Consider the following 10797-nt stretch of genomic DNA (forward strand, 5'->3'; position numbering starts at 1 on the left):
CCTCCGTGCTGGTGATGGAGCCTCAAGACTAGGAGCGGTCGCGGACAGGAACGGTCCGCGGAGGGCGATCGGCGAGCCGACCGGCCTCACGTGGCGCCGAGGCGCCGCTTCTCGACGTCGACGTCGAACGACGCGCGCGGCCAGCTCAGCTGCATGTCCTCCAGAGCGGCGGTCAGCAGGTGCTGGACGGCGAGCCGTGCGTACCATTTGCGGTCCGCGGGCACCACGTACCAGGGCGCATCCGGCGTGCTCGTCCGCTCGATGGCCACCTGGTACGCCTCCTGGTACTGCTGCCAGCGGACGCGGTCGTCGATGTCGCCCGGGTTGTACTTCCAGTACTTGTCCGGGCGCTCGAGCCGCTGGGTGAGGCGCGCCTTCTGCTCGTCCTTGCCGATGTGGAGCATCACCTTGAGCAGGCGCGTACCGGAGGCGGCGACGTCGGCCTCGAACTGCTGGACCGCCGCGTACCGTTCCTCGATCTCCGCGGGCGAGGACAGCCCGCGCACCCGGTGGACCAGGACGTCCTCGTAGTGCGACCGGTCGAAGACCCCGATCAGCCCCGCACCGGGCAGCTGCCGGCGGATGCGCCAGAGGAAGTCGTGCTGCCGTTCCTCCTCCGTGGGCGCCTTGAAGGCGTGGTGGTGGACGCCCTGCGGGTCCACGAGGCCGAGCACGTGCCGCACGATCCCGCCCTTGCCCGAGGTGTCCATCCCCTGCAGCACGAGCAGCACGGCCATCTCGCTGCCGGACCGGCTCTCCGCGAACAGCTTCTCCTGCAGGGACGACAGCGCATCCGCACCGGCGGCGAGCGCCGCCTTGCCCTGCTCCTTGCCGCCGTCGAACCCCGGCGTGGAGTGCGGGTCCACGGACGCGAGCGAGAAGTCCGGCCCCGCCAGGAGGAGGTGCCGGAAATCGGTGGTGGCGGTGGCGGGCATGCTTCCTCCTGCTATCGGTCTGCGGCGGGTGTCAGGGCTTGTAGGTCGAGAGGAAGTCGGCGAGCCGTCCGATGGCGTCCTCGATGACCTCCACGCTCGGCAGCGTCACCATCCGGAAGTGGTCGGTGTGCACCCAGTTGAAGGCGCTGCCGTGCGAGATCAGGATCTTCTGCTGCTTCAGGAGGTCCAGGGCAAACTTCTCGTCGTCCTTGATGGGGTAGACCTCGGGGTCCAGCTTCGGGAAGAGATACAGCGCGCCCTGCGCCACCTCGCAGCTCACGCCGTCGATCGCGTTGAGCATCTGCGCGGCCTTGTCGCGCTGCTGCTTCAGGCGCCCCCCGGGCAGGATGAGGTCGTTGATGCTCTGGTAGCCGCCGAGTGCCGTCTGGATGGCGTGCTGCGCCGGCACGTTGGCGCACAGGCGCATGTTGGCGAGGAGGTTGATGCCCTCGACGTAGTTCGCGGCGTCCCGCTTCGGACCCGAGATCGCCATCCAGCCGCTGCGGAAGCCGGCGATGCGGTAGGCCTTGGACAGCCCGCTGAACGTGAGGCAGAGCACGTCGTCGCCCGTGACGGAGGCCGCATTGATGTGCACGGCGTCGTCGTAGAGGATCTTCTCGTAGATCTCGTCGGCAAAGATGATGAGCCCGTGCTCGCGGGCGAGGCGCACGATCGCCTCGAGGACGGACCGGGGGTAGACCGATCCCGTGGGGTTGTTCGGGTTGATCAGCACGATGCCCCGGGTGTTCGGGGTGATCTTGGAGGCCATGTCCTCGAGGTCCGGCCACCAGTGGTTGTCCTCGTCGCAGAGGTAGTGCACGGGCGTGCCGCTGGCGAGCGCCACGGAGGCCGTCCAGAGCGGGTAGTCCGGCGTGGGGATGAGGATCTCGTCGCCGGCGTTGAGCAGGGCCTGCATGGAGAGGGTGATGAGTTCGCTGACGCCGTTGCCGAGGTACACGTCGTCGACGTCGATCGAGTGGATGCCGCGGCCCTGGTAGTACTGCACGACGGCGGTGCGCGCCGAGAAGATGCCCCGGGAGTCGCTGTAGCCCTGCGACTTGGGCAGGTTGCGGATCATGTCCACGAGGATCGCGTCGGGGGCCTCGAAGCCGAAGGGCGCCGGGTTGCCGATGTTGAGCTTGAGGATCCGGTGGCCCTGGGCCTCCATGGTCATGGCGTGTTCGAGCAGCGGCCCCCGGATGTCGTAGAGGACGTTACGGAGCTTTTCCGACTGCTTGTAGGTGGCCATTGGATCAGGATGCCACAGCCGGGGCCCGGAGCAGGGGCCCGGGACGCGGCATGTCGATGCCGGGCACCGGGCCCCTGAGGAATAACCGGGAACCGCTGGACTAGCCGGCGAGCCCCTTCTCCTTGAGCCAGTCGGCCGCCGCATCCGCGGGGTTCCGCTTCTCGGATCCGCTGACCTCGCGATTGAGCGAGAGGAGGTCCTCGGTGGTCAGCTCGGCCGACACCTTGTTGAGGGTCTCCTGCGCCTGGCTGCTGACGGTCCCGGTGTTGACGAGCGGCAGCACCTGCTGGGCGATGAAGTTGTTCTCGGGGTCCTCGAGGACCACGAGGTCGTTGTCCTGGATGGACGGCGTCGTGGTGTAGATGTCCGCCGCCTGCACGTCGTCGTTCAGCAGGGCCTGCAGCGTGATGTCGCCGCCGCCGTCGTTGATCGCCTCGAAGCCGCCGGGTTCGCAGTTGTACTTCTCCTTGAGGCCCGGCAGGCCGTAGGCGCGCTCCTGGAACGTGCTCGGGGCGCCGATGGTGATCTCGCCGCAGACCTTCGCGAGGTCCTCGAGGGACTCGAGGTTGTACTTCTCGGCCGTGGCCGCCGTGACGACGAGCGCATCCTTGTCCTCGGCCTCCGAGGGTTCGAGCACGCCCAGCTCCACGTCGGGCGACTTCGCGGCGAGCGCGTCCGGCAGGGCCGCGAGGATGTCCTCGGCGGAGGCGGCCGTCGCCTCGGGATCGGCGAACAGCAGCAGGTTGCCGCCGTATTCCGGCATGATGTCGATCGATCCGTCCTCGAGGGCCGTGTAGTAGATCTCGCGCGAGCCGATGCTGAGCTTCGTGGTCGCCTCGACCCCGGCGGCCTCGAGTGCCCCGGCGTAGATCTCCGCGATGATCTGGCTCTCGGGGAAGTCCGCCGAACCGACGACGACGGAGCCGCCGGCGGCGCTCGCGGTGCTCTCCGGTTCACCCTGGGGGTCGCTGTTGGCGCCGCAGGCGGTCAACGCCAGCGCGGCCGTCAGGCCGCCCGCCAGTCCCATCAGAGCGCGCCGTGTGGCGCGGTGCGGTGACAGGTTCTTCATGGTGTTCCTCCTTGTGCGCTGGCGACGGCTTTCTGCCGGCCAGATCCCTGGGCCCTCCCCGCGCCGGACGTACGGAGTCCGGGCGGGATGGCGAATCTCTGGACCAGTCCCAGCAGCAGATCGACGGCGATCGCGAGGACGGTGATGACGACGGCGCCGCCGAACAGGCGCCCGTAGTCGGCGAGCTGGGTGCCCTCCACGAGGAACACCCCGAGCCCGCCGAGGTTGATGAACGCGACGACGGCCGCGGTCGCGATGACCTGCAGGACCGCTGCGCGCACTCCCCCGAGGATCACCTGTAGCCCGTTGGGCACCTCGACCCGGAACAGGACCTGCCGCTCCGTCATGCCCATGCTCCGCGCGGCGTCCACCACGGTCCGGTTCACGGACGAGATGCCGGCGTAGATGCCGCTCAGCAGGGGCGGGACGGCGAGCAGGACGAGCGCCCAGATGGGCGGCATGAGTCCCAGGCCCGCGAGCAGCACGAACAGGAACACCATGCCGAGCGTCGGCAGGGCCCGGAGGATGCCGACGCCGGAGACGATGACGACGCGCCCGCGTCCGGTGTGGCCGACGTAGAGTCCGATCGGCACGGCGATCGCGAGGGCTATCAGCAGGGTCAGCCCCGTGTAGCCCAGGTGCTCGAGGACGCGCGTGGGTATGCCGCGCGAGCCCTCCCAGTTCGCGGGGGCGCTCAGCCACTCCCACATCTGCACGAAGAGGTTGGTGCTCGAGTACTCCATCAGGCGCCCGCCACCTTCGCCTCGAGTGCGACGACGCTGCCCGGCCTGCCTCCACCGGCGTTGCGCGTCCAGGGTGTCAGCAGGCGTTCGACGAGCACGAGGAGGAGGTCCAGGACGAGGGCCAGCAGGAGGATGATGGCGATCCCGACGGCGATCTCCGTGGGGAAGGAGCGGAACAGACCGTCGGTGAACAGCGTCCCGAGGCTGGGCACCCCGATGAGCGCGCCCACGCTGACCAGGGAGATGTTGGTGACCGAGACCACGCGCAGCCCGGCGAACAGCACGGGCAGGGACAGCGGGAGGTCCACGGTGAGGAACCGGCGCACGGGCGTGTACCCCATGGCGACGGCGGCCTGCCGGACGCCGTCGTCGATCGAGTCGAGGGCATCGAGCGTGGACCGGACGAGCAGGGAGAAGGCGTAGACGGACAGCGCCACGATCACGTTGACGGGATCGATCACCCGGGTCCCGAGGACCACGGGGAGGAACACGAACATCGCCAGCGACGGGATGGTGTAGAGGATCGACGAACCGGTCAGCAGCACCGATCCGACCACCGGGTTGAGCCGGGCGAGCTGGGCGAGCGGCACGGCGGCCAGGACTCCGAGGACCAGCGGGACGATCGCCTGGACGAGGTGCAGGCGCGTGTGCAGCCAGATGAAGTCGAGGTTGGAGAGGAACCAGTCCATGATCAGACCGCCGTGTCGTGCTGGGCGCGGCCCCGGTCCAGGCGGGCGGCCTCGATGAGTTCGAAGACCTCGGCCGCCCGGACCACACCGACGGCGCGCCCGTCGTCGTCGACCGCCACACCGAGGCCCGACGGCGAGGACAGGGCGGCGTCGAGCGCGCGGCGCAGGGAGTCGCCGCGGGTGTAGAGCGATCCACCCGGCACGGCCTGAGCCTGCCGGGTGATGTTGCCGCGGGTGGCCTGCGGGACCCAGCCGTGCGGGCGCCCCTCCGCGTCGACCAGCAGGGTCCACGGGGAGCGTACGGACACCGTCGGGTCCGCGAGGCTCTCCGCGTCGATGGTCTCGACGGGGTGGATGGCGACGCCGTCGCCCTCCTGGAAGGAGAGGTGGCGGAACCCGCGGTCGCGGCCCACGAAGCCGGCCACGAAGTCGTCCACCGGGGCCCGCAGGATCTCCTCGGGGGCGGCGTACTGCGCGAGGCGCCCGCCGACGGCGAACACGGCGACCCTGTCCCCGAGGATGGTGGCCTCGTCGATGTCGTGGGTGACGAAGACGATCGTCTTGGCGAGGTCGCGCTGCAGGCGCAGCAGCTCCTCCTGCAGTTCGGCGCGGACCACGGGGTCCACCGCGCTGAAGGGCTCGTCCATGAGGAGCACGGGCGGATCGGCGGCAAGGGCGCGGGCCACGCCGACGCGTTGCTGCTGCCCGCCCGAGAGCTGCCCGGGATAGCGGCGGCCCAGCTCGGAGGCGAGGCCGACGACGTCGAGCAGCTCCTGCGCACGCCTGCGTGCCTCGGTCTTCGGGACGCCGTTGAGGCGGGGGACGGTGGCGATGTTGTCGAGGACCGACCGGTGCGGCAGCAATCCCGAGGACTGCATGACGTAGCCCATGGAGCGCCGCAGCTCCGCGGCCTTCTGCCGGCTCACGTCCTGCCCGTCGAGGAGGATCTGCCCGGAGGTCGGTTCCACCATCCGGTTGATCATGCGCAGGGAGGTGGTCTTTCCGCAGCCCGACGGGCCGACGAACACGGTGATCCTGCCGCGGTCGATCTCCATGCTGAGGTCGTCGACGGCGGGGCGTCCGCCGTCGTAGGTCTTGGTGACGTCGCGGAACTCGATCATGGGGCGGCCGGAGGCCTGCTCGGCGGGTGTCATGGCAGCTGCGCCTTTCCTGGCAGGAGCTTCTCGGCCGGGCTACGCCCGCGGACCGCAGGGGATGCGGCTCCGGCTTGCCGTCCGGGCCGCTGGGCGGGGGCGCAGCGGTCGGTTCAAGCTGTCGGAGGTTCTGAGTCTAACCATGAGTTCGGAGCGGACACGACCCCATATGGGTAGCGGATGTGTGCTGCATCAGCGCTGCTCGGGGCCGCTTGGCGGGTTGCTACCCGTCGGCGAGGAAGCGGACGCCCATCACGGGATCACCGGCGAGGAACACGACGTCGTCCGTGCCCGCGGCGGCGAGGCGGTCCCGGAGGCGCGACTGCAGGTCCGGCTGGTGCGTGGCGAGCCCCCCACCCAGGACCACGGGACCGGGGACGCCGATCACGGATGCGACGTCGAGGACGAGGCGCGTGATGTCGTCGGCCGCACGGTCGAGGATGGCCGCCGCGTCGCCGTGACCGTCCTGGGCGGCGTCGAAGACGGCCCGCGACTGCGCCGCCCAGTAGGTGCGCCCCGTCCCGGAGTGGAAGAGCCCGATCAGTTCGGTGGGCGTGGTGACGGCATTGAGCGCCAGGACCGCGGCGTCGAGGGTGTCGGGCAGGAGCCCGACGTCGTGCCGGTGCAGTGCCCGTCGCACCGCTTCGCGGGCCACCCAGTAGCCGCTGCCCTCGTCGCCCAGCAGGTAGCCCCAGCCGCCGGAGCGTGCCTCGCGCCCGTCCGCCGTGACACCCCAGGCCACCGAGCCGGTGCCGGCGATGACGGCGATCCCGGTCCGCGCTCCCCCGGCGGCGAGGATGAGCCGCGTGTCGTGGATGACCTCGATCAGCGCCCCCGGGGCGTGCGGCGCGATCAGGGCACGGAGGCGGTCGGCATCGGCGCCGGTGTCCACGCCGCCGGAGCCGGCGACGACACGCCCGATGCTGCGCGCCCCGTCGTCCGGCAGGAGCTCGCCGAAGAGCTCGCGGAGGCTGCATGCGGCCTCGTCGGCGGTCACGTTCTGCACGTTGGCGCTTCCGGCGCGGGCCTCGGCGACCAGATCCCCGTTGCGCCAGAGGGCTCCGTGCGTCTTCGAGCCGCCGATGTCGAGGCCCACGACGAGCTTGTCGCCCCCCTCCGCGACCCCCGTCGCTTCCTGAGCCGGGCCGGAGCCGATCGGGGCGGCGGACGGAGGCGGGGAGCTTTTCGACATGTGTACAGGGTACAAACAGGCTGCGCTCCCCGGCAGCGCGACGCCGTCGACCGGCAGGGTGACGAGCGCCCTAGCGGGCGCTGCGGCGGCGGACCACCAGCGAGCCTGTGGCGAGGACCGCACACACCCCGGCGATCGCGAGCGCGAAGACGGTCACCGACGCGTCCAGGCCCCAGATGCCCGCCGCCGCACCGAGGCCGAGCACCGGGACGGCGCTGCCGAGGTAGGTGAGCACGTACACGGCGCTCACCGTCTGCGCGTGCAGTGCCGGATCCACCGTCACGGACACCTCGTTGAAGACCACCCGGAAGGCCATCCCCTGCCCGAACCCGGCCGTGATGCATGCACCGACGAGCAGGGGCAGGCTGCCCGTGGCACCGGCGACGGGCAGGAGCCCGACACCCAGCGCCATGCCCGCGAGGCCCAGCGGCACCACGAGACGCCCGCGGGGCGACAGGACCTGGCTGACCGCGGAGGATCCGAGCACGAGCGCTGCGAGGACTCCGATGAGCGGCCGCGAGGTGGTATCCGCGATCCCTGCGAACCAGGTGGGCGCCAGACTCAGCGTGAAGCCGAAGACGGCGAAACTGAGGAACCCGACGGCCGATGCGGTCCAGAAGGACCGGCGCGCATCCCGGGACACCGCCGGTCGGCGGGGACGCAGCACCGCGAGGGGGTTCTGCTCCACCGCGGGCTTGATGGCGGGACGCGCGCGCAGCAGCACGAGTGGCACGAGGAGGCTCGCGAGCACCACGAGGTAGACGAGGAAAGGCGTCCTGGTGGGGGCGGGCAGGAGCGACAGGAGTCCACCGATCACGGGCCCGGCCGCGACGCCCCCCGCGGAGGCCATCAGGGTGAAGCGGGACGCCCAGTCGGGCCGCGTGGGCAGCAGGTCACGGAGAGCGGCGGCACTCGCGCCCGTGGCGAGGGCCACGGCCCCGCCCTGCAGGGCGCGTCCGGCCGCCAGCATCGGCAGCGACGTGGCGGCGGCGAACAGCGCGGCGCCGAGCAGCCCGAGCACGACGGCGAGCACCAGTGCCGCGCGCCGGCCGATGTGGTCCGACCAGTGGCCCGCCAGGACCAGCCCGCCGATCAGCGCCATGACGTAGGAAGCGAAGGCGACGGTGACGGCGAAGGGTGTCAGCCCGAGTTCGGCCTGGATGAGCGGGTAGATGGGGGTGGCGAGGTTGGCTCCGACCAGGAGGGTGGAGATCACGGTGACCGCGAGCGCCAGGCGGACGGCGAGGGAGGCGTCCCAGCTGCGGTGCCCGACGGACGCCGGCCTCATGCGCAGCTCGTTGAGAACGCTCATCCCACTCCTCCTTCGCGGCGCCAGGACCAGGCGCCTTCCGGGCGCGCCCGTGTGCCGCCCTCTATAGGATGGGGTCGACTGCACGTCCTGTAGCGATCCGATGCTGCCTTTTGAGCGGCGTGCGCAACACCGATGATGCCGACTGACAGGAAGTGAGCTTCGTGAGCAAGCTGGATCGGCTCGACCTGCGCCTGCTGCTGGAGCTCGTACGCGACCCCCGCGCGCAGGTGAGCGAGCTCGGCGAGCTGCTCGGTGTCGCACGGAACACGGCCCAGAGCAGGATCCGCCGGCTGCTCCGTGCCGGGATCCTCCGCCCGAGCGGGCGCGAGCTCGACCTCGAGGCACTCGGGTACGACGTCATCGCCTTCGTCACCATCGAGGTGGCCCACCGCGAGCTCGACGGCGTGATCGCCGGACTGCGCACCCTCGACCAGGTCCTCGAGGTGCACGAGATCTCCGGGCGGGGTGATGTCTGGTGCCGGGTGGCCGCGACCGACACCCACAACCTGCAGGCCGCCCTGCGCTCGGTCCTGAGGATCAAGGGCGTCATCCGCACCGAGACGGTCCTCGCACTGCACGAGCACATCCCGTACCGCACGGAGCCCCTGCTGGAACGGCTGGCACAGCGTCCCGCGGACGACTGAGCGGCACCCGGTCGAGGCCACCCCACCCCGACCCCATACCACCAAGGAGAGCATCATGACCCTGCCCACCACCGACACGCGCGTCACCTACCCCTCCGGCGCCGTCGAATCGGCGTCCCGGGTGCTGCACGTGGAGATCCGCGAGGACGGCCGCCGTGCCGTCCTGCTGGACACCACGGCCTTCCACCCGGTCGACTCCGCGTGGCCCGACCAGGGCGCCGACCGCGGCGAGCTCCGCGGCTCCGACGGGCGCAGCTGGCCCGTCACCGACTGCGTGGTCGGTGCCACGGACGGGACCACGCTGCACCTGGGGGCGGAGTCACCCGTCCGCAAGGGCACCGAGGGCTGGGCGTTCGTCGTCGTGCACCTCACCGACGGCGACGGACCGGCGGAGGGCGACGACGTCACGGTCTCCGTCGACGCCGTCCACCGCGCGGCCGTCTCGGCAGGACACACCGGCTGCCACCTCGCCTCGCTGGCCCTCAACCGCGCCCTGGCAGACCGCTGGAGGAAGGACGTGGCCCCGGACGCCCTCGGCGCGCCGAACTTCGACGCGCTGGCGATCGACACCACGGTGATCGGCGAGTTTGGATCCCTGGACACCTACCGCCTGGGCAAGTCCCTGCGCCGGAAGGGTTTCACGGTCGAGGACCTGGACCCCGAGGAGACGGCGGCGGCGGTGAATGCGACGCTCGCGGCGTGGACGGCGACCGGAGCCTCCATCGGCATCACGGCGGACGGGCCGGGTCTGACGGACCGGCGCCGGTGGGTCTGCGACCTGCCGGGTGAACACGCGGAGATCCCCTGCGGCGGCACGCACCTGACGTCCCTGGCCGGACTCGAGGTCCTGGTGCGGCTCGATATGACGGACGCCGACGGCACGCCGGTCCTGCTGATGCACACGCGGGTCGGGGTGCCCGCGACGGCCTGACCCCGCAGACCTCCCATCGGTCCGGCCGGTCCTGCTGACGCCCGGATCGGGCGCCTGGACCGCCTACCTCCGCCCGGATCGTCCCGCCGTCCCCGAGGGACCGAGGGCGATGGCGTCTGCGAGGAACTGCTCGGCGACCTCGAGGCGGGACAGCGCTTCGGCGGCCCCGCCGTCGTCGGTCCCCCTCCTCCGGGCCCCCGCCACGAGCGTGAGGCTCACGGCGGCAGCTCTGCTCCTGAGCGCCGCCGGATCCACGTGCTCGTCGAAGACCCGCAGGAAGCGCAGCAGCGCCTGCGGGACGCGCGCATAACCTGCGTGCAGTCCGGGCAGCACGGCGACATGCCCGAGGAAGCAGGCGAGGTCGTCCACGAGCCGCCCCGGTCCGAGCGCATCGACGTCCAGCAGCCCCGTCACAGCACCATCGGTGATCAGGAGGTTGCCCTCGTAGAAATCGCCGTGGGTGGGCACGAGCGGACCGCCGTCGCTCGAGCGGACGACATCGTCGATGCCTGCCGCGAGACGACGGATGCGGGCCGCTCGCGCCGGAAGGGCGACCGCCGCACCTTCGCCGTAGTCACGCACCCGGGCAGCCCAGGGCGGACGCACGGGAAGCGAGAGCACGGCGGGGGGCAGCGAGGTGAGCACCTGCACGAGGCGGCGCGGATCGACGCCGGCCGCACCGTCCCGCATGAGGAGTTCGGCGAGCGGGGTGCCCGGTGCGGGATGCGTGACCACGACGTCCTGCACCGGCTCCCCGGCGAGGAGGGGCGCGGGGACGCCTGCCGCGCGCAGCATGCGGTGCTTCGCGGCCAGTGGTGGGGGGGGGGGGGGGGGGGGCGAACCCCACAGAGCGAAGCTAGACCCCCCCCCCCCCGACAA

Annotated in this window: 11 protein-coding genes; 2 read left to right on the forward strand and 9 right to left on the reverse strand. The window is 71.3% G+C overall.

Annotation, left to right across the window (positions count from 1 at the left end; genetic code table 11):
- Positions 1–86: 86 nt before the first annotated feature.
- From ACX80N_RS15875 to ACX80N_RS15910, 8 genes are all read right to left on the reverse strand, one after another.
- Positions 87–935: a PPK2 family polyphosphate kinase gene (locus ACX80N_RS15875; RefSeq protein WP_459340150.1), complete on the reverse strand. Its 849-nt coding sequence runs from the start codon at positions 933–935 to the stop codon at positions 87–89.
- Between the two features lie 31 nt (positions 936–966).
- The gene (locus ACX80N_RS15880; protein WP_459340151.1) at positions 967–2184 is read right to left on the reverse strand and encodes a pyridoxal phosphate-dependent aminotransferase; all 1218 of its coding nucleotides are present in this window, start codon (positions 2182–2184) and stop codon (positions 967–969) included.
- Positions 2185–2284: 100 nt separating this feature from the next.
- Positions 2285–3253, reverse strand: a complete 969-nt coding sequence (locus tag ACX80N_RS15885) for an ABC transporter substrate-binding protein (RefSeq protein WP_459340152.1) — start codon at positions 3251–3253, stop codon at positions 2285–2287.
- Positions 3250–3996 carry an ABC transporter permease gene (locus tag ACX80N_RS15890; RefSeq protein ID WP_105032801.1) on the reverse strand — a complete coding sequence of 249 codons (747 nt, stop codon included), beginning with the start codon at positions 3994–3996 and terminating at the stop codon, positions 3250–3252. Before ACX80N_RS15890 ends, ACX80N_RS15885 begins: the two co-directional genes overlap by 4 nt.
- Entirely contained in the window at positions 3996–4685 is a 690-nt protein-coding gene (locus ACX80N_RS15895) for an ABC transporter permease (protein ID WP_459340153.1), read from the reverse strand. The genes ACX80N_RS15890 and ACX80N_RS15895 overlap by 1 nt, the downstream gene beginning before the upstream one ends.
- A 2-nt stretch (positions 4686–4687) precedes the next feature.
- Entirely contained in the window at positions 4688–5806 is a 1119-nt protein-coding gene (locus ACX80N_RS15900; RefSeq protein ID WP_459340160.1) for an ABC transporter ATP-binding protein, read from the reverse strand.
- A gap of 256 nt (positions 5807–6062) precedes the next feature.
- Positions 6063–7031 (reverse strand): N-acetylglucosamine kinase, encoded by a 969-nt coding sequence (locus tag ACX80N_RS15905; protein ID WP_459340154.1) that lies wholly within the window; start codon positions 7029–7031, stop codon positions 6063–6065.
- A gap of 70 nt (positions 7032–7101) precedes the next feature.
- A complete protein-coding gene (locus tag ACX80N_RS15910) occupies positions 7102–8343 on the reverse strand; it encodes an MFS transporter (protein WP_105032804.1) in 1242 nt (413 codons plus the stop codon).
- Between the two features lie 161 nt (positions 8344–8504).
- Here ACX80N_RS15910 and ACX80N_RS15915 point away from each other — a divergent pair, with 161 nt between their 5' ends.
- Both ACX80N_RS15915 and ACX80N_RS15920 read left to right on the forward strand, forming a co-directional pair.
- Positions 8505–8987 carry an Lrp/AsnC family transcriptional regulator gene (locus tag ACX80N_RS15915; RefSeq protein ID WP_205753643.1) on the forward strand — a complete coding sequence of 161 codons (483 nt, stop codon included), beginning with the start codon at positions 8505–8507 and terminating at the stop codon, positions 8985–8987.
- Between the two features lie 55 nt (positions 8988–9042).
- A complete protein-coding gene (locus tag ACX80N_RS15920) occupies positions 9043–9918 on the forward strand; it encodes an alanyl-tRNA editing protein (protein WP_459340155.1) in 876 nt (291 codons plus the stop codon).
- Positions 9919–9981: 63 nt separating this feature from the next.
- Here the strand turns inward: ACX80N_RS15920 and ACX80N_RS15925 are convergent, their stop codons facing one another.
- Entirely contained in the window at positions 9982–10713 is a 732-nt protein-coding gene (locus tag ACX80N_RS15925; RefSeq protein ID WP_459340156.1) for a phosphotransferase, read from the reverse strand.
- Positions 10714–10797 lie beyond the last annotated feature (84 nt).

It is taken from the genome of Arthrobacter sp. MDT2-16, assembly GCF_054510925.1.